This is a genomic window from Salarchaeum japonicum (genome assembly GCF_049705945.1).
GTDB lineage: Archaea > Halobacteriota > Halobacteria > Halobacteriales > Halobacteriaceae > Salarchaeum > Salarchaeum japonicum_A.
On record NZ_JBNAMV010000004.1, the window covers coordinates 979,121 to 996,412 of the forward strand.

Below are 17,292 nucleotides of genomic sequence, written 5' to 3' on the forward strand. Positions count from 1 at the left end.
GCTCGAACGCGAATCCGCGAGTAATGCCCGCCGACAGTCCGGGACTCCATCACGTCACGTCGCTCGTCGCCGACGCACAGGACAGCGTCGACTTCTACACGGGCGTGCTGGGCCTCCGGCTCGTGAAGCACACGGTGAACCAGAAGGACATGCTCACCCGCCACCTGTTCTACGGGAACGAGGCGGGGGAGCCGGGCACGGTGTACACGTGTTTCCCGTACCCGAACGAGGTGCCCGCGCGTCCCGGGAAACCGAGCGTTCCGGCGGCGATGTTCGCCGTGCCGCAGGGGAATCTCGATTTCTGGCGCGACCGGCTCGACGACCACGACATCAGCCACGAGACGCGGGAGCGACTGGACGAGACGGCGCTCCGGTTCGCGGACCCGGCGGGGACGACGCTCGAGCTCGTCGCGGCGGAGTCGCCCGTGGAACCGTGGGCCGCGACGGTCCCCGACGAGCACGCGATTCGGGGGTTCCACGGCGTCACGACGCTGCCCGCGGACCCGTACGCGACCGCGAGCACGCTCGAAACGTTCGGCTTCGCGCTCGACGCGGAGGACGGCGACCGCGTGCGATACCGCGCGCCCGGCGACCGCGCGACCGTCGTGGACGTGCTGAACCGGAAGGCCGGGTACGGTCGGGAGGGCGTCGGGTCCATCCAGCACGTCGCGCTCCGCGTCCCCGGCCGCGACGACCTGATGGACTACCACGACCTCCTCAGGGAGCGCGACCTCCGCGTCTCACGCATCCGCGACCGCCGGTACTTCGAGTCGCTGTACGTCCGCGACCCCGGCGGCATCCTCTGGGAGCTCGCGACCGAGACGCCGGGGTACACGCTCGACGAACCCCGCTCGGACCTCGGCGGGTCGTTCGTGCTGCCGGAGTTCTTCGCGGACGACCGCGACCTCATCGAATCGCAGCTCCCCGACCTGGAGACGTGACCCGGCCGCACGCGGACCAGCCGATAGTCGTGTCGGGCGCACCGCGCGGCGCGGCGGACGCGGGCGTCGTCCTGCTTCACGGGCGCGGCGCGACCGCGCAGGGCGTGACGAACCTCGCGAAACCGCTCTATCGGCACGGCGTGACGTTCTTCGCGCCCGACGCGGAGCGGAGTCGCTGGTATCCGTACGCGTTCGACCAGCCGCGGGAGCGAAACGAACCACACCTCTCCGGCGCGCTCGACCAAGTGGATGCCGCGCTCGAGCGTGCCCGCGATTCCGGCCTGCCGCCCGAGCGCGTGCTCCTGTTCGGGTTCAGTCAAGGCGCGTGCGTCGTCTGCGAGTACGCCGCGCGACACCCCCAGCGATACGGCGGCATCGTCGCGCTCGCCGGCGGCCTGCTCGGCCCCACAATCGACCCGAGCGAGTACGCGAGGAGTCTCGACGGCACCCCCGTGTTTCTCGGCGTCGGCGCGGACGACGACCGCGTCCCCGCCGCGCGCGTTCAGGACACAGCCGCCGTGTTCGAGTCGCTCAATGCGGACGTGACCACCGAGATATACGACGGCGTCGGCCACGAGGTGACGGACGACGAGTTCGACCGCGCGAACGCGCTCCTCGACCGACTCATCGAGAACTAGCACCGAACGTCCCACGATGCGGAGTCTCACACCGCGCGCCACGACGCTGGAGTGCGAGTGCGGCTATTCGTCGCTGCGGTCGACCACCAGTCGCTGTAACGCGATGCGGATCCAGTATCCGGCCTCGTCGTTCTCCGCGTAATCGAGCGCGTTCTCGAGACACTCCTCGACGCTCTCGACGCTCTCGTCCCCCGAATCAGCCATACGTACACTCCTTCCAGACAAACGGAAAACAGTACTGGACACAGCACACCGAAAAGCCACCCTGGCACGCCCTGCGACCCTGAAAATCACACAATTCGAGAACCGCCAGCGCGCTCTCCGAGTGCGTCAGTCGCGTCGCAGAAACGAAGCGGGGTTCGTGTCACCTGACCCCCGGCTTCGACTGAACCCGACGCCGCGAGAAAACTTAATTGTACTTGTTCCAGTGGAGTTTACTCAATCCGGAGATTCGAGAGGTTCGAATAATCACTCATCCGCCCGGTTTCTGTGCTTATATCAGCATTTGCGTCAGAGCAAACTGGTACGAAGGGGCCGACTTCCGTACCCACTACAGCCACCTTGAACAGAGGGGATACCCGTTCACGAAGTATTCGACCTACACACAGACGAACTACCGCCGTACAAACGTGGTGACTAGCGGGTTTTACCGATTCAACTACTCTCTTCAGCGCTTTCAAGAATTGTTTCTATTTTCCGTAAATCCTCTTCATTGTATTCTCCGTACTTGTCCCGTCGTTCAATCCTCTCGATGATATTTAACAGACGTAAACGGGCATCGGCAGTGAGAGCGGTGAGCGTATCGGCATTTGAGACCATCAAGATACTAGCAAGCCAGAACAGATTCGGCTCTCGCTGACGATCCTTATCAAGCAATGCTTCGAGCCGCTCGATTAGAACCTGTTTCTTTTGAGTGTTCACTATACCTCCGTTGTCCAGCATTTCAAGAGCTTGTGGGAACCGCTCCCGTAATTGATCTTCCTGTCTGTGGAGAATCTGTCTCTTCTTCCATCCTAACCACGTTAATAGAGCTATCATAAACGGAATTATAGAAGCCGAGAATATGGTAGCCACTGTCTCTGAGCTTATGCTTTGTATGGATATGTCGAATTGTTCGGCAGTAACTATGAATACAGCTACAAGTCCAAATCCGACGACAGAAACCAAATAGAATGCTGAGAAGAGTTTATCAACTCGATCAGAGGTGATCAATTCACTGTTTACGACATGTGAGTTGAGTATGAGCTTATAGAGAAGGAAGAGGAACACAATCGACGCGAGTAGAGTGGTTGCAATATTCAGAGCAAAATTGTCGAAGAGATTGTTGAAGAACGCCGTGATATACCCCGCAAATAGAGAGAGTGCAACGAGTATTTGGATGTTCTCTTGGTGCTGTTCCTTCTGTTCAACTGACTGTCGTCGTAGCTCTTCTAACAGAATCTCCGAGTCAGACGAACCCCTGTCACCCATACAACTACAAACCGCTGACGGGTTGTAAAATATACCGCCCCAGTCGATGAAGTTCTACACTGTCGTATGATTCCTCTTCAGGATATTTCGAGATAGGCTCGACGGGAGTCACGCGAGTGAGCGAAGCGAACGAGTGTGACTTAGCAGGACGCTTCGCGTCCTGCGAGTCGACCCCGTTCTCCGCGAACGAAGTGAGCGTGAGAACGGGCTCGACGGGATTTGAACCCGCGGCATCTTGGTCCGGAACCAAGTGCTCTGTCCACTGAGCTACGAGCCCTTATTCTGTCTATCGGTGTTGCGGCTTTAACGCTTCTGGAATGGGTAGGTCGAAGGGTGTGGGACGTGGAGTCTGGGTATGGAGGTCGTTGGTGGTCGGGAGGTGTACGGCGTGGATGTAGGCGTGGAGACGCGGTGTGCGCACTACGATTCGGACGTGGACGTGATTGCGATTCGATTCGCGTGTTGTGGCGAATATTATCCGTGCTACGAGTGCCACGAGGCGGTTGCGGACCACGAGGCGGCGGTGTGGGAGGACGCGTCGGCGCGTGCGGTGCTGTGCGGCGTGTGTGGCGGGGAGTTGACGGTGAGTGAGTATTTTGCGTGTGAGAACACGTGTCCGGACTGCGGCGCGGACTTCAATCCGGGGTGTCGGCGGCACTACGACCGGTACTTCTCGCCGGACGTGCGCTAGGCGTCCGAGGTGTCGGGGCTTGGGCCGGAGCCCGAGTCGGGGTCGTCGTCGATGACTGTCTTCTTCCAGGTGCCGCGGAGGAACCACGCGACGCCGACGATAGCGCCGAGGACGTTCCCGCACATCATTCCGAGCCAGATGCCGGTCGCGCCCATGTCGAGGAGGAAGACGAGGACGTAGACGGTGGCGACGCGGCCGAGCCAGAGCGTCACCATCGAAATCACCATCGCTGTCTTCGTGCTGCCCGCGCCGCGGAACGCGCCGAGGACGACTTGGAGGACGCCGATGAACACGAACTCGATGGCGCGGATGCGGACGTACTCGCTGCCGAACGCGATGGTGGCGGCGGCGTTCTCCACGCCGGGTTCGATGAAGACGGAGACGATGGGGCGCGGGAAGAGCGCGGCGACGATTGCGATGCAGAACAGGACGCCGGCGGCGACTTTCGCGGCGAGCCAGACGGCGCGTTCGGCGCGTTCGGCCTGGTTCGCGCCGAGGTTCTGGCCGACCATCGTGTTCGTCGCGCGCCCGAGCCCCATCGCGGGGAGGAAGACGAGGCTGACGAGGCGGTTCCCGAGGCCGAACGCGGCGACGACCGCCGGGCCGAAGGACGCGACCATCGCGGTCAGCGAAATCATTGCGAGCGCGCTCGTGGACTGTTCGGCGGCGCTCGGCGTGCCGACGCGCACGATTTTCGAAACGAGGCCGAAGTCGGGATAGAAGTCGGCGAGCGCGACGTCCGGGCCGGCGTCCGTGAAGAAGAGGACGTACGCGCCCATGATAGCGGCGACGAACCGCGCGAAGATGGTGGCGACGGCGGCGCCGACGATTCCCATCTCGGGGAACACCCACCAGCCGAAGATGAGGAAGGGGTCAAGGACGACGTTGATGGCGACGCTGACGAACATCACGCGCATCGGCGTGCGGGTGTTCCCGTAGCCCCGCATCAGGCTGGAGAACACGAAGAACCCGAAGAGCGCGGGCATCCCGAGGAAGAACACTTCCATGTAGTCCGCGGCGAGCGGGATGACGACCGCGGCGGTCTCGGAGTCCGCGGGGAGTACGGAGAGCATGTCCCGAGTGATGAAGTGCCCGACGATGCCGAAGACTGTGGCGAGCGTGCAGACGAACCCCATGGTCTGCGCGGCGACCTTCCCCGCGGACCCCTCGCTGTTCGCGCCCGTGTACTGCGCGACGAGGATGGAGCCGGCGGTGGTGAACCCGCCGCCGACGCTGATGAGGAAGAAGATGAGGGGGAAGGCGAGGCTGAGGGCGGCGACGGCGTTGGAGGACAGCCTGCCGAGCCAGAAGGTGTCGGCGAGGTTGTACGCCACCTGGAGGAGCTGAATGACGACCATCGGCCAGGCGAGCGCGAGCATCGGCCGAATCAGGTCGCCTTCCGTGATACTATTCTCGACGCGGGGCTCTGACACTACCCGAGCCTAGCTTCAAATCGAAATGAGCGCTTCGACTTTCAGTGCCGTGCGGTCATATCCAGCCGGAGCGCGGACGCGAACAGCGCGAGTCCGGCGACGCCGAGTCCTATCGAGAGCAGGCCGACGGGAGCGGTCGCGTCGAAGAACAGCCGGCGCTCGAAGACGTACGTCGTGTCGTCTTTCACGACGCCGATCTGTTCGCTGAGTCCGACGCCGCCGTATCCCGGGACGGGCTCGACCGACGTGTAGACGAAGCGCTCGCCGGCGATGGCGGCGTCCACGGTCGCCCGGTCGGCCGCGGGGAGCGCCGCGTACTCGTACACTTCGACGACGTTCCGCATCGCGTCCACGCCAGTCCCGGTGAGAAAGAATTCGTAATGGAGCGCGCCGATTCCCGCGACGAACGCCGCCAACAGCACGAACACCGAGAGGAAGAAAATAGCGACCGGACGGCGGACGCTCGGGAAGGACGTGGCGCGACGACTACCGGGGAGGTTCACGTCCCGACGGAGGCCGAGCCGGCCGATAAGTCTGCGGGTCGCGTGAACGCTTTTCGTGCCGGCGACCGAACCCCGCGTATGGACCGAGACAGCATCCAGACGGTGTCCGTTCTCGTCTACGACGGCTTCGACGAACTCGACGCTATCGCGCCCTACGAAGTGTTCGTGAACGCCGGCCTCGACGCCCGCATCGTCAGCCCGCACGGCGCGTCCGTGGTCGAAGCCAGCCACGGCCTCCGCGTCGAAACCGACACCGACCACGACCGCTCGGACCTCGTCCTCGCGCCCGGCGGCGGCGGCTGGAACGACCGCGACCAGCCGGGCGCGTGGACCGAATACGAAGACGGCACCATCCCCCAATATCTCGCCGACGCCCACGAGAACGGCGCGACCGTCGCCGGCGTCTGCACCGGCGGCATGCTCCTCGCCGAAGCCGGCCTCCTCAACGACCGCCCCGCGACCACCCACCACACCGCCACCGACGACCTCCAAGCGACCGGCGCACGCATCGCCGACGCCCGCGTCGTCGACTGCGGCGACGTCCTCACCGCCGGCGGCGTCACCTCCGGCCTCGACCTCGCATTCCAACTAATCGAAACCATCCGCGGCCGCGACACCGCTGACGAGGTCAAAACCGAGATGGAGTACGAACCCCGCGGAAAAACACTCGTCGCGCGCTAACACTCGCTCATTCCGTAGTTCTCGCTCGTTTCACTCGTCTCGAACTACGTCGTGCCGCCCGAATCCGTACCGCAATCGGTTGGCGAGTCGGCGGGCGAACCGGCCGTCGCTCCGGGAGTCGAAGCGTTCGGCGAGCGCCTGATAGATGAGGGGGACGGGGACTTCCTGCTGGAGGGCTTCCTGCACGGTCCACGTGCCGGTAGAGCCGCCTTCGACGTGGTCCGCCACGTCGCCGAGGTCGTTACCCTCCTCGCGGAAGGCCTCCTCGCAGAGTTCGAGCAGCCACGAGCGAATGACCGCGCCGTTGTTCCAGGTGCGGGAGACCGCTTCGAGGTCGAGGTCGTATCGGCCGTTCGCGAGGAGTTCGAACCCTTCGCCGTAGGCCTGCATGAGCGCGTACTCGACGCCGTTGTGCACCATTTTGACGTAGTGGCCGCTCCCGGTTTCGCCCATTCGGTCGTGGCCGCTGGGGCCCGTGGCGACGGCGTCGAAGACGGGCGCGAGTTCGTCGTACGCCCACTCGGGGCCGCCAACCATCAGGCTGAAGCCGAGTTCCGCGCCCGCGGGACCGCCCGAGGTCCCGCAGTCGAGGTAGGCGGCGGGGCAGAACTCCGCGCGCCGGATGGAGTCCTGGAAGTAGGAGTTCCCGCCGTCCACGACGATATCCTCAGAATCGAGGTGGGGTTCGAGGTCGTCGAGCGCGGCGTCAACGGGGTCGGCCGCGGGCACCATCAGCCAGATGCGTTTCTCCTCCCCCAGCGTCTCCGCGAGTTCGTCTATCGAGTGTGCGGGCGTCGCGCCGGCGTCCGCCGCCGATTCGACCGCGTCCTCGTCGATGTCGAACGCGACCACGTCGATGCCCGCGTCCAGACACCGGTCTACCACGATTCGCCCCATCCGTCCGAGGCCGAGCACGCCGAGTTCCATACTCGATACCGGGCCTCCGCCCTCTTAGCGGTGGGTGATTAGGTCTCGATGTCGAGTTCCTGCTTCAGGCGGTCGCGGTCGCCCGTCTGTGCGTTCCAGAGCGCCGCGTACACGCCGTCCTTCGCGAGGAGTTCGTCGTGCGTGCCGCGCTCCGCGACCTCGCCCGCCTCCACGACGAGAATCTGGTCGGCGTTCTTCACGGTGGAGAGGCGGTGCGCGATGCTGAACGTCGTGCGGTCCTCACTCAGCCGGTCGAGGCTGCGCTGGATGAGGAACTCCGTCTCGGTGTCCACGGCGGACGTGGCTTCGTCCAGAATCAGTATCTGGGGGTCCTGGAGGACGGTGCGGGCGATGCTGACGCGCTGGCGCTGGCCGCCCGAGAGTTTCACGCCGCGTTCGCCGACGCGGGTGTCGTAGCCGTTCGGCATCTCCGTGATGAACTGGTGGGCTTCCGCGGCCTTCGCGGCTTCCACCACGTCCTCGCGGTCGGCGTCGAACTCGCCGTACTTGATGTTCTCCGCGATGGTGCCGTCGAACAGGAACGTGTCCTGCCCGACGTAGCCGATAGCGCCGCGGAGGCTTTCGAGCGTCACGTCCCGGATGTCGTGGCCGTCCACGCGGATTTCGCCGTCGTCAACGTCGTACAGCCGCATCAGGAGTTTCAGAATCGTGGACTTCCCCGCGCCGGTCGGTCCGACGAGCGCGGTGGTCTCGCCGGGGTCGGCGTCGAAGCTCACGCCGTCGAGAATCACGTCCTCGTCGGCGAGCGGGTTCGCGGTGTCGTCGTCGGGGTCGCCGTAGGGGTCGCTCTCGTAGCCGAACGTCACGTCGTCGTACTCGATGCGGCCGTCGACGGGCGAGATGTCGGTGGCGTCCGGGTCGTCCTGAATGCGGACGGGGATGTCGCGCAGGCCGAACACGCGCTCGGAGGACGCCTTCGCGTTCTCGTACTGGTCGACGATGTTCGAGACCTCCGCGAGCGGCGTGACGAAGCGCTGGGTGAGCAGGATGAACGTCACGAACTCGCCCGTGGAGAGCGTGCCGGAGAAGAACAGCGGCGGCCCCTGAAACAGCCAGATACCGCCGACGACAAATGTTACTGCAAAGGAGAGGCCGGCGAGCAACTCCATGCCCGGCCGGTAGAGGTAGTTGAGTTTGAGGACGCTCATCGTGTCCTGGAAGAAGCTGTAGGAGGCGTCGCGGACGCGGCCGGTCTCGTAGGATTCGGTGTTCGAGGTCTTCACGAGTTCGACGCCGGAGAGCGCGTTCTCGAGGCGGGTGTTGAGGTCGCCGATGCTCTGGCGCTGCGCGACGTAGCGCGGTTCGACCTTCCGCATGAACCAGAGCGTGAGGAGGACGATGAGCGGAATCGCGGCGAGCGTCACGACGGCGAGCTGCCAGTTCATCCAGAGCATGATACCGGCGATGCCGACGACCATCACGGCGAGCCGCGCGGTGTTCTGGAGAGCGTTGTCGAGGAAGACTTCGAGGTTGCTCGCGTCGTTGTTCAGCACGGACATGACCTCTCCCGTCTGCTTGTCGTCGAAGAACGTCATGTCGAGTCGCTGCATCTTCTCGAAGGAGTCGGTGCGGACGGCGTGCATCACGCGGTGCGCGAACAGGTTCGCCGCCACCCCGTACAGCCACGTGAACACCGCCGTCACGAAGAACGAGACGACGATGGCGACGGCCGCGAACTGGAACTGGGTGGCGTCCGGCGCGGTCGCGGGCAGCCACGACGCAGGCACGACGGGCAGCGAGAACGCCGAGTCCCCCGTGAACACGCTGTCGATAGCCGCCCCCAACAGAAGCGGCGGGAGGAGGCTCGCGGCGCGCGCCACGACGTTCGCCGCCATCCCCCCCGCGAAGAACTGCCACTCCGATACACCGTACTCCGAAAACAATCGATAGAGCGGTCGTTCGACGCGGTCGCGGTACGTGTCGAACACGCTCTCCTCCTCCGGCGTAGACATCTATCCGTACGTCGAGCAGGAATGGGATGAGGGCTGTGGTAGCGGCCAGCCTATCGGTCTAACGCCTGCCGCGGGAGGATGCGGGGGTCGCCGTCGTCGAAGTCCACCGCGGCGTCCACGCCGAACACGTCCGCGAGCAGTTCCTCGGTCACCACGTCCTCGGGCGGCCCCCAGTCGTACACTTTGCCGTCCCGGAGGGCGACGAGGTAGTCCGCGAACCGCGCGGCCTGCTGGAGGTCGTGCAGGACGACGCAGACGGTCGCGCCGCGCTCCTCGTTGAGTTCGTGGATGACGTCCATCACGCGGAGCTGGTGGTGGAGGTCGAGGTACGTGGTGGGTTCGTCCAGCAGGATGGTGTCGGTCTGCTGGGCGAGCGTCATCGCGATCCACACGAGCTGTTTCTGGCCGCCGCTGAGGTTCCCGAGGTCGTCGTCGCGGAGGTGTTCGATGCCCGTGAGCGAGAGCGCGCGTTCGACGGCGTCCTCGTCGTCGCTCGTGCGGCCGTCGAAGAAGCCCTTGTGCGGGTAGCGGCCGTGGTGGACGAGGTCTTCGACGGTGAGGCCGCCGGGCGCGTTGTTCTCTTGGGAGAGCAGGCCGAGTTCGCGCGCGAACTCCTTGTCGCCGAGGTCGGCGATGTCGCGGCCGTCGAGGACGATGTCGCCGTCGGCGGGCGCGAGGTGGCGGGCGAGTCCGCGGAGCAGCGTGCTCTTCCCGCTGCCGTTCGGGCCGACCAAGGCGGTTATTTCGCCCTCGGGGATGACGAGGGTGTCGCAGTCGACGACGGGTTCGCCGACGCTCGCGTACCGGAGTTCGAGTTCGTTCGCGCGAAGTTTCGCGTCCGGCGTCTCTTCGGTGGTGCGTTCGTCGGTCGAGTCGGTGGCGTGTGTTTGTGACATGGTTAGAACTCGCTGACGTCGCCGTTGCGGCGCATCAGGTAGAGGAAGTACGGGCCGCCGATGAGGCCGGTGACGATGCCGACGGGGACCTGGACGGGCATCAGCGCGAGACGTGCGACCACGTCGGCGACAACGACCAGGGCGGGCCCGAGGAAGAGGGACCCGAGGACGAGCCGTCGGTAGTCGCTGCCGACGACGGTGCGGACGGCGTGCGGGACGACGAGGCCGACGAACCCGACGAGGCCCGCGACGGACACCGCGGTCGCGGCGGCGAGGATGGCGAGCGTGGACACGCCGAACCGAACGAGTTCGACCGGCATGCCGAGCGAGCGCGCCGTGTCCTCGCCGAGCAGGAGGACGTTCAGGTGGCGGGCGGCGAGGAAGATGGCGGGCACGACGAACAGCGTGGGGAGCGCGGCGAGGCGGAACTGCTCCCAGTCGACGCCGGTGAGTGAGCCGGTCGTCCACGCGATTGCGGTCTTCACGGCGGCGGTACTGTCGAGGAAGTAGAAGAGGCCGGTCTGGAGAGACTGGAAGATGGTCGCGACGATGACGCCGGCGAGGACGAGACGAACGGGGCTCGTGCCGCCCTGCCAGGCGATAGCGTACACGAGGAAGAACGCGAGCGCGCCGCCGACCGCGGCGGCGAACGGGAGCGCGGAGAACTGGATGCCGACAACGGGGAGGACGATGTACGCGCTGGAGAAGAACACGAGCGTGAGGAGGACCGCGAGGCCCGCGCCGCCGCTGACGCCGAGGATGTAGGGGCTCGCGAGTTCGTTGCGCGTGACGGCCTGGAACACCGCGCCGGAGATAGCGAGGTTCATGCCGACGAGGATGCCGATGAACACGCGCGGCATCCGGAGGTTCCAGACGATGACCTGGGGTGTCGTCATCCACTCGGGGAACTCGTTGCCGAGCAGGGCGGCGGACCACACGTCCGGATTGAAGAGGATGCGTGGGTTGGTCACGACCGAGACCGTCTGCGCGACGGTCATGTCGTAGGACCCGAACCAGACCTGGACGAAACCGGAAGCGAGCACGGCGAGGAGGCTGCCGGCGATGAGCGTCAGGAGGCGCTTATCGCGCGGCGCGACCAACGAGCGAATCGACTCCCGCGTACTCGTTTCGTTACTCATCGAGCGACCTCCATGCATAGGATGTCACTCGTCGGCTGGTTCGCGTCATCTACCCCAGAGAAGATTAGGGCTACCTAAATCTGTTGCGGTTAGATGTTCCCGTTCGCGATGTCGGAGACGCGCTGCGGGTCGTAGAGCTGCTCGTCGACGTCGTAGAGCTGTTCCGCCGCGCGCTGCGTCACGACGAGGTTCGAAATCGGGCCCTGGTAGAGCGGGCCGCCGCGGTACACGTCGCCGTTCTGGACGGCCGTGAGCTGGCTCGCTGTGTTGTCGGACTCCATCGGCGCGACGACGGACTCCTGGAACTCGTCGGCGGTCTTGCTCTCGTGACCGCGAATCATGAGCGCGTCCGGGTCCACCTCGAGCAGGGTCTCGTAGTCGATCTCGCCGCGCCCGGAGTGGAAGTCCTGGACGTCCGTCTCCGCGAGCGCGTCCCGAACGTTCAGGTCGCGCCACTGCTTGTAGCTCGTGCCGTCACCCACGAGGTAGGGGTAGAACGAGGAGGCGGACGCCGGCCAGAGGATGGCGATGCGCGGGCGTTCCGAGTCCGACGTGGGGACGAAGTCGAGGTTCGACTGGAACTCCTCGTGCAGGCTCGCGAACGCCTCGTAGCGCTCCTGCTGCTGAAAGACCTGCGCGACCTTCTCGAACGCCTCGTACAGCGTGTAGTACCGGTAGTCGTGCCAGGGGTACGTCTGAGAGAAGATGGAGTTCCCGAGGATGGGCGCGACGCCGTTCGCTATCTCGTCCACGTCGGCCTGCTTCCACCCGAAGCGGTTGATGAGGAAGTTCGGGTCGTACACCTGCACGTCGATGCCGTGTTTCTGTTCAAGCGCGTAGAACCGTTCCTTCGAGATGCCGTCCTGGTAGAGCGAGATGGTATCGCTCTTGTCTACGGACACATCGGGAATTTCGTCGTAGTAGTTCGTGTGCCAGCGGTTCGCGAGCCAGAGCGCCTTCGGCTCCTCGACGCCGAGCGCGAGCCCCATGTCGGCGTAACTGCCGTTGTTCGCGATCCAGGTTTCGGGAACGGACTCGAACGTCACCTCACCCGTCGGCACCATCGACACCGAGTACGGGGTGCTGGACTGCGTGGTCGTCTCCTTGGTGGTGGTCGAATCGGTAGTCGGTTGTGTCGTCGTGCTGGTGGTCGAGTCGCCGCTACTCTGACAGCCCGCGAGGGCAGCGCCGAGCACAGCACCGGTCGTGCCGAGGAACTTCCGTCGATCCATACTCGTTTAGGTTGGCCTAAACGGTAAGAAACCTCCGGTTTTTCGGCGGGCCTAAACGGTGAGGACGGGAACTTTTAAGCACGCACGTCCGCACGATTCGGGTATGCGCGTCGCTCTCTCGGTAGTACGTGGATAAGCCCCTCGTTTCTGACGCGCGGACCGCCCACGACCGACCAGCGACGACTCTCAAGTCATGACAGACGTTCCAGCGGACTACGACCCCGACGAACTCGAACCGCGCCTCCAAGAGCGATGGCTCGACGAGGAAACCTACGCATACGACGGTGACGCCGACACCGCGTACGTCATCGACACGCCGCCGCCCTACCCCACGGGCAACCTCCACATCGGGCACGCGCTCGGCTGGAGCTACATGGACTTCGCCGCGCGCTACCATCGCCTCCAGGGCCGCGACGTGCTCTTCCCGCAGGGCTGGGACTGCCACGGACTCCCGACCGAAGTGAAGGTCGAGGAGAACGAGGACATCCACCGAACTGACGTGTCCCGCCAGGAGTTCCGCGACCTCTGCATCGACCACACGAACACCCAGATCGCGTCGATGAAGCAGACGATGCAGGAACTCGGGTTCAGTCAGGACTGGAACCACGAGTTCCGAACGATGAACCCCGAGTACTGGGGGAAGACCCAGCACTCGTTCACCGAGATGGCGGACCAGGGGATGGTCTATCGCGACGAACACCCCGTGAACTGGTGTCCGCGCTGCGAGACCGCTATCGCGGACGCCGAAGTCGAACCCGTCGACCGCGACGGCACCCTCCACTACGTCACGTTCCCCGGTGTGGACAACGACGACCTCGAAATCGCGACCACGCGCCCCGAACTGATGGCCGCGTGTGTCGCGGTGGCCGTTCATCCCGACGACGAGCGCTACGACGGCCGGGAGAACGACACGTTCGAGGTGCCGTTGTTCGGCCACGAAGTCGGCATCATCGAGGACGAGGAAGTCGACCCCGACTTCGGGTCCGGCGCGGTGATGATCTGTACGTTCGGGGACAAGCAGGACGTGGACTGGTGGGCCGAGTACGACCTCGACCTGCGCGCCGTCTTCACCGAGGACGGCCACCTGAACGAGGACGCCGGCGACTACGCCGGCCTCACCATCGAGGACGCGAAGGAAGCCATCGCCGACGACCTCGACGCCGAGGGCTACCTGAACGACACCGAACCCGTCGAACAGTCGGTGGGCGCGTGCTGGCGGTGTGACACGCCCATCGAGATTCTCTCGAAGGAACAGTGGTTCGTCGAGGTCGACGAGGACCTCGTGCTCGACCTCGCGGAGGACGTCGAGTGGATTCCCGACCACATGCACGACCGCCTCGTGGACTGGGCGGAGGGCATGGAGTGGGACTGGGTCATCAGCCGCCAGCGCGTGTTCGCGACGCCGATTCCCGCGTGGGAGTGCGACGACTGCGGACACTGGCACATCGCGGACGCCGCCGAGACGCCCGTCGACCCCACCGAGGAGGACCCCGCGGTCGGGAGTTGCCCCGAATGCGATTCCTCGAACTGGACGGGCGAGACCGACGTGATGGACACGTGGATGGACTCCTCCATCACGCCCCTCCACATCTCGGGCTGGCCCGAGGAGGTCGGCCTCGACGAGTTCGAACCCGTGAGCCTGCGGCCGCAAGGCCACGACATCATCCGAACGTGGGCGTTCTACACGCTCCTCCGCACCGGCGCGCTCACCGACGAGAAGCCGTGGGAGGACATCCTCGTCAACGGCATGGTGTTCGGGCCGGACGGGAACAAGATGAGCAAGAGCCGCGGCAACGTCGTCGCGCCCGACGACGCCGTCGACGAGTACTCCGCGGACGCGCTCCGGCAGGCGCTCGCGCTCGGCGGACAGCCCGGGAGCGACGTGCAGTTCCAGTGGAAGGAAGCGAAGTCCGCGAGCCGCTTCCTCACGAAACTCTGGAACATCTTCCAGTTCGCGAGCGGGCACTTCGACGAGGACACGCCCGATATCGACGCGCCCGCGTACCGGGACGCCGACGACTGGATACTCTCCAAACTCACGCGGGTCGCGGACGATATGGAAGCCGAGATGGAGGCGTACCGGTTCGACTCGGCGCTCCGCGAACTCCGCGAGTTCGCGTGGAACGACCTCGCGGACGACTACGTCGAGCTCGCGAAGGGCCGCCTCTACAACGGCCGACCCGGCGAACGCGACGCCGCGCGGCACGCGCTCTACACGACCGTCTCCGCGGTCACGCGAATGCTCGCGCCGTTCAGCCCGCACCTCGCCGAAGAGATCTGGACGTACCTCCCCGGCACCGAGGGTAGCGTTCACAACGCCGACTGGCCGGACCTCGACCACTACGACGAGAACGCCGAAGCGAAGGGCGGCGTCATCGCCGAAACCGCGAGCGACGTGCGCGCCTGGAAATCCGAGACCGGCCGGCCGCTGAACGCCGAACTCGACCGCATCGAACTCTACCTCGAAACCGAGGTCGAGGGCCCGATAGACACCTACGACCTCTCCGAGACCGTCAACGCGCCCGTGAAAGTCGAGACCGGCCGACCGAGCGTCGAACTCGTCCCGGTCGGCGTCGACCCCGACGACTCCCTCATCGGCCCCGAATTCCGGAGTCAAGCCGGCGCGGTCATCCAAGCGCTCCAAGAAGCCGACCCCGCCGTCATCAACGCCCGGAAGACGGAAGGTTCGATTCCGCTCGAACTCGACGACGAAACCGTCGAACTCGACCCCGAAATGGTCGACATCGAAGAGGAGTTCCGCGCCGAATCCGGCGAAGAAGTCGCCGTCCTCGAAGCCGAATTCGGGACGGTGCTCGTCTACCCCTGAACTTTTTTACGGCGCGGGTCGCGCTCCGCGCGACCGCTTGCCGTAAAAACCTTCACTAAAAAGGCCGCGCGCCTCTGGCGCGCGGTATGGCGTCGAAACGACACCACATCCGCGACCGAGCCGCAACCGCTCCACCATCGCGCCGTGACGTTCGGAACCCGATTGTTTTTGCGGGCGGCGTGGTGAGCGACTGTATGGACGAGCGAGTGCAGGAGCACGCGGCGACGCTGGTGGACTGGAGCGCGCGAATCAGCGAGGGCGACGACGTGGTGTTGTCCGTCGCGGAGGACGCGCACGAACTGGGCGTGGCGGTCGCGGAAGCGCTGGGGGAGCGCGGCGCGAACGTCCACACGACGTACGGGTCTGCGGAGGTGTCGCGGGCGTACCTCCGCGGGCACGACGGCGACTTCGACGAGAACCCCGAGTTCGAGCGCGCGCTCTACGAGCACGCCGACGCCGTGCTCCGGCTGGGCGGCGGACGGAACACCGCTGCGAGCGCGGACGTGGACAGCGACACCCGGCAGGCGTACGGGAAGGCTCGCGAGGAGATTCGGGAAGCCCGCATGGACACCGACTGGGTGAGCACAGTGCATCCGACGCGGTCGCTCGCCCAGCAGGCGGGAATGAGCTACGAAGCCTACCAAGACTTCGTGTACGACGCGGTGAACCGGGACTGGCAGGAACTCGCGGACGAGCAGGCGAAACTGAAGGACGTGCTCGACGACGGCGAGGAAGTCCGCATCGTCTCCGCGGATACCGACCTGACGATGCGCATCGACGACCGAGTCGCGGTGAACTCGTGTGCGAGCGTCGCGTACGACTCACACAACCTCCCGTCGGGCGAGGTGTTCACCGCGCCCTACGCGACCGAGGGCGAGGTCCTGTTCGACGTGCCGATGACCATCAACGGCAAGCGCGTCCGCGACGTCCACCTCACCTTCGAGGACGGCGAAGTCGTGGACTACGCGGCCGCGCAGAACGAGGACGTCATCCGCGAAGTCGTGGAGACGGACGACGGCGCGCGGCGGCTCGGCGAACTCGGCATCGGGATGAACCGCGGCATCGACCGCGTGACGGACAGCATCCTCTTCGACGAGAAGATGGGCGGCACGGTCCACCTCGCGCTCGGCCGAGCGTACACGTCGAACTTCCCGGAGGACCGAACGGACGAGGCGAACGAGTCCGCGGTTCACGTCGACCTCATCACGGACCTCCGGACGGGCGGCCGCCTCGACGTGGACGGCGAGACCGTGCAGAAGGACGGCGTCTTCCGCTGGGAGGACGGTTTCGACAGCTAGCGCTCGCTGGCTAGGGGCGGACAGGCGGCGCTACGCTTCCGGGCGCGACGCGCCGCGCAACCGCAGGACGCGCCCGGGTGGAGAGTTACGGCACGCCGGGTCTGGTCGCGGTATCGTATTTGAACGTTCGGCGGCTGCTGCTGGGTGGACGCGTCGCTGCGGGCGGTGCGTGTGTGGTGTAAGGTAGAGCTGCGGGGAGTAAGCCCCCTTCTGTTCGGTCCGGCATTCGGCTGAGCGTCCGCGCGGGTGCCCGAGCTACCGTGTCGCGCGGACTTGCACCGGCGGGGGTGGCCGTTCCATCGGTTCTCCCGGGTCGGCCCTCTGTGGGTTCACTTCCCCTTCTTGCGTCGGGGGTCGCGCACGTCCTCGGTCGCCGGGAGGCGTGTCGTGTCTGTTCCAGTGCCAGCGGTCTCCCGCTCCGGACGTGTGTCCGGCCGCCTGCTCGGGCGGTGGGGGGACTTTCCTCATGCGTGTGCACGGGAGCCGGACTCCCGCTGCCCGCTACAGTGTGGGGGCGAGCGTGGGTTAAGGCGTTCGGTACTCGCGGTGTGTTTTTCCCAGCGCCACACAATCAGCAGGTTCGTTGACACCACTGAGAGCGGTGTTTTCGGGCGCGACGAGCGCCGAGCGGAGTTTGTCACGA

General features: G+C 65.4%; 15 protein-coding genes, 1 tRNA gene and 1 other RNA gene. 6 read left to right on the plus strand and 11 right to left on the minus strand.

The features are described 5' to 3' along the window. Nucleotides 1-23 precede the first annotated feature (23 nt). On the plus strand, nucleotides 24-941 hold the full coding sequence (locus tag ACOZ4O_RS06970; protein ID WP_424524588.1) for a VOC family protein: 918 nt from the start codon (nucleotides 24-26) through the stop codon (nucleotides 939-941). Further along, nucleotides 938-1,579 (plus strand): alpha/beta hydrolase, encoded by a 642-nt coding sequence (locus ACOZ4O_RS06975; protein WP_424524589.1) that lies wholly within the window; start codon nucleotides 938-940, stop codon nucleotides 1,577-1,579. The genes ACOZ4O_RS06970 and ACOZ4O_RS06975 overlap by 4 nt, the downstream gene beginning before the upstream one ends. A gap of 63 nt (nucleotides 1,580-1,642) precedes the next feature. Here ACOZ4O_RS06975 and ACOZ4O_RS06980 read toward each other — a convergent pair whose 3' ends face one another. From ACOZ4O_RS06980 to ACOZ4O_RS06990, 3 genes are all read right to left on the minus strand, one after another. Further along, on the minus strand, nucleotides 1,643-1,783 hold the full coding sequence (locus ACOZ4O_RS06980) for a hypothetical protein (protein ID WP_424524590.1): 141 nt from the start codon (nucleotides 1,781-1,783) through the stop codon (nucleotides 1,643-1,645). Between the two features lie 450 nt (nucleotides 1,784-2,233). Beyond that, nucleotides 2,234-3,049: a hypothetical protein gene (locus ACOZ4O_RS06985; protein ID WP_424524591.1), complete on the minus strand. Its 816-nt coding sequence runs from the start codon at nucleotides 3,047-3,049 to the stop codon at nucleotides 2,234-2,236. A 204-nt stretch (nucleotides 3,050-3,253) separates the two neighbouring features. Beyond that, nucleotides 3,254-3,326 (minus strand) — tRNA-Arg (locus ACOZ4O_RS06990). Between the two features lie 78 nt (nucleotides 3,327-3,404). Between ACOZ4O_RS06990 and ACOZ4O_RS06995 the strand changes: the two genes are divergently transcribed. Next, nucleotides 3,405-3,740, plus strand: a complete 336-nt coding sequence (locus tag ACOZ4O_RS06995) for a CHY zinc finger protein (protein WP_424524592.1) — start codon at nucleotides 3,405-3,407, stop codon at nucleotides 3,738-3,740. On the opposite strand, the gene ACOZ4O_RS07000 is transcribed toward ACOZ4O_RS06995, so the two are convergent. Continuing rightward, a complete protein-coding gene (locus ACOZ4O_RS07000; protein ID WP_424526154.1) occupies nucleotides 3,737-5,119 on the minus strand; it encodes an MATE family efflux transporter in 1,383 nt (460 codons plus the stop codon). The genes ACOZ4O_RS06995 and ACOZ4O_RS07000 overlap by 4 nt on opposite strands. A gap of 95 nt (nucleotides 5,120-5,214) precedes the next feature. Further along, complete coding sequence (locus ACOZ4O_RS07005) at nucleotides 5,215-5,676, minus strand: hypothetical protein (RefSeq protein WP_424524593.1); 462 nt, start codon at nucleotides 5,674-5,676, stop codon at nucleotides 5,215-5,217. A gap of 78 nt (nucleotides 5,677-5,754) precedes the next feature. On the opposite strand from ACOZ4O_RS07005, the gene ACOZ4O_RS07010 reads away from it, so the two are divergent. Continuing rightward, nucleotides 5,755-6,357 carry a DJ-1/PfpI family protein gene (locus tag ACOZ4O_RS07010; protein ID WP_424524594.1) on the plus strand — a complete coding sequence of 201 codons (603 nt, stop codon included), beginning with the start codon at nucleotides 5,755-5,757 and terminating at the stop codon, nucleotides 6,355-6,357. Nucleotides 6,358-6,387: 30 nt separating this feature from the next. On the opposite strand, the gene gnd is transcribed toward ACOZ4O_RS07010, so the two are convergent. The 5 genes from gnd to ACOZ4O_RS07035 all read right to left on the minus strand — a co-directional run bounded on the left by gnd (nucleotide 6,388) and on the right by ACOZ4O_RS07035 (nucleotide 12,524). Then, nucleotides 6,388-7,284, minus strand: coding sequence for a phosphogluconate dehydrogenase (NAD(+)-dependent, decarboxylating) (gene gnd / locus ACOZ4O_RS07015; protein ID WP_424524595.1), 897 nt, complete (start codon nucleotides 7,282-7,284; stop codon nucleotides 6,388-6,390). A gap of 38 nt (nucleotides 7,285-7,322) precedes the next feature. After that, a complete protein-coding gene (locus ACOZ4O_RS07020) occupies nucleotides 7,323-9,257 on the minus strand; it encodes an ABC transporter ATP-binding protein (RefSeq protein WP_424524596.1) in 1,935 nt (644 codons plus the stop codon). Between the two features lie 50 nt (nucleotides 9,258-9,307). Next, complete coding sequence (locus ACOZ4O_RS07025) at nucleotides 9,308-10,153, minus strand: ABC transporter ATP-binding protein (RefSeq protein WP_424524597.1); 846 nt, start codon at nucleotides 10,151-10,153, stop codon at nucleotides 9,308-9,310. Between the two features lie 2 nt (nucleotides 10,154-10,155). Then, nucleotides 10,156-11,292: a FecCD family ABC transporter permease gene (locus tag ACOZ4O_RS07030; protein ID WP_424524598.1), complete on the minus strand. Its 1,137-nt coding sequence runs from the start codon at nucleotides 11,290-11,292 to the stop codon at nucleotides 10,156-10,158. An 89-nt stretch (nucleotides 11,293-11,381) separates the two neighbouring features. Further along, nucleotides 11,382-12,524, minus strand: a complete 1,143-nt coding sequence (locus ACOZ4O_RS07035; protein WP_424524599.1) for an ABC transporter substrate-binding protein — start codon at nucleotides 12,522-12,524, stop codon at nucleotides 11,382-11,384. Between the two features lie 193 nt (nucleotides 12,525-12,717). On the opposite strand from ACOZ4O_RS07035, the gene ACOZ4O_RS07040 reads away from it, so the two are divergent. Together ACOZ4O_RS07040 and ACOZ4O_RS07045 are read left to right on the plus strand one after the other, a co-directional pair. Further along, on the plus strand, nucleotides 12,718-15,351 hold the full coding sequence (locus ACOZ4O_RS07040) for a valine--tRNA ligase (protein WP_424524600.1): 2,634 nt from the start codon (nucleotides 12,718-12,720) through the stop codon (nucleotides 15,349-15,351). A gap of 194 nt (nucleotides 15,352-15,545) precedes the next feature. Then, a complete protein-coding gene (locus tag ACOZ4O_RS07045) occupies nucleotides 15,546-16,649 on the plus strand; it encodes an aminopeptidase (RefSeq protein WP_424524601.1) in 1,104 nt (367 codons plus the stop codon). Between the two features lie 187 nt (nucleotides 16,650-16,836). Here the strand turns inward: ACOZ4O_RS07045 and rnpB are convergent. Beyond that, nucleotides 16,837-17,148, minus strand: an RNA gene (gene rnpB, locus ACOZ4O_RS07050) — RNase P RNA component. Nucleotides 17,149-17,292: the final 144 nt, after the last annotated feature.

What these genes read in the sequence shown, in the direction of transcription:
- ACOZ4O_RS07010 (WP_424524594.1), top strand. Translation starts at nt 5,755, where the DNA reads ATGGACCGAGACAGCATCCAGACGGTGTCCGTTCTCGTCTACGACGGC.
- ACOZ4O_RS06980 (WP_424524590.1), bottom strand. Translation starts at nt 1,783, where the DNA reads ATGGCTGATTCGGGGGACGAGAGCGTCGAGAGCGTCGAGGAGTGTCTC.
- ACOZ4O_RS06995 (WP_424524592.1), top strand. Translation starts at nt 3,405, where the DNA reads ATGGAGGTCGTTGGTGGTCGGGAGGTGTACGGCGTGGATGTAGGCGTG.
- ACOZ4O_RS07020 (WP_424524596.1), bottom strand. Translation starts at nt 9,257, where the DNA reads ATGTCTACGCCGGAGGAGGAGAGCGTGTTCGACACGTACCGCGACCGC.
- ACOZ4O_RS07025 (WP_424524597.1), bottom strand. Translation starts at nt 10,153, where the DNA reads ATGTCACAAACACACGCCACCGACTCGACCGACGAACGCACCACCGAA.
- ACOZ4O_RS06970 (WP_424524588.1), top strand. Translation starts at nt 24, where the DNA reads ATGCCCGCCGACAGTCCGGGACTCCATCACGTCACGTCGCTCGTCGCC.
- ACOZ4O_RS06985 (WP_424524591.1), bottom strand. Translation starts at nt 3,049, where the DNA reads ATGGGTGACAGGGGTTCGTCTGACTCGGAGATTCTGTTAGAAGAGCTA.
- ACOZ4O_RS07035 (WP_424524599.1), bottom strand. Translation starts at nt 12,524, where the DNA reads ATGGATCGACGGAAGTTCCTCGGCACGACCGGTGCTGTGCTCGGCGCT.
- gnd (WP_424524595.1), bottom strand. Translation starts at nt 7,284, where the DNA reads ATGGAACTCGGCGTGCTCGGCCTCGGACGGATGGGGCGAATCGTGGTA.
- ACOZ4O_RS07040 (WP_424524600.1), top strand. Translation starts at nt 12,718, where the DNA reads ATGACAGACGTTCCAGCGGACTACGACCCCGACGAACTCGAACCGCGC.
- ACOZ4O_RS07000 (WP_424526154.1), bottom strand. Translation starts at nt 5,119, where the DNA reads ATGCTCGCGCTCGCCTGGCCGATGGTCGTCATTCAGCTCCTCCAGGTG.
- ACOZ4O_RS07030 (WP_424524598.1), bottom strand. Translation starts at nt 11,292, where the DNA reads ATGAGTAACGAAACGAGTACGCGGGAGTCGATTCGCTCGTTGGTCGCG.
- ACOZ4O_RS07045 (WP_424524601.1), top strand. Translation starts at nt 15,546, where the DNA reads ATGGACGAGCGAGTGCAGGAGCACGCGGCGACGCTGGTGGACTGGAGC.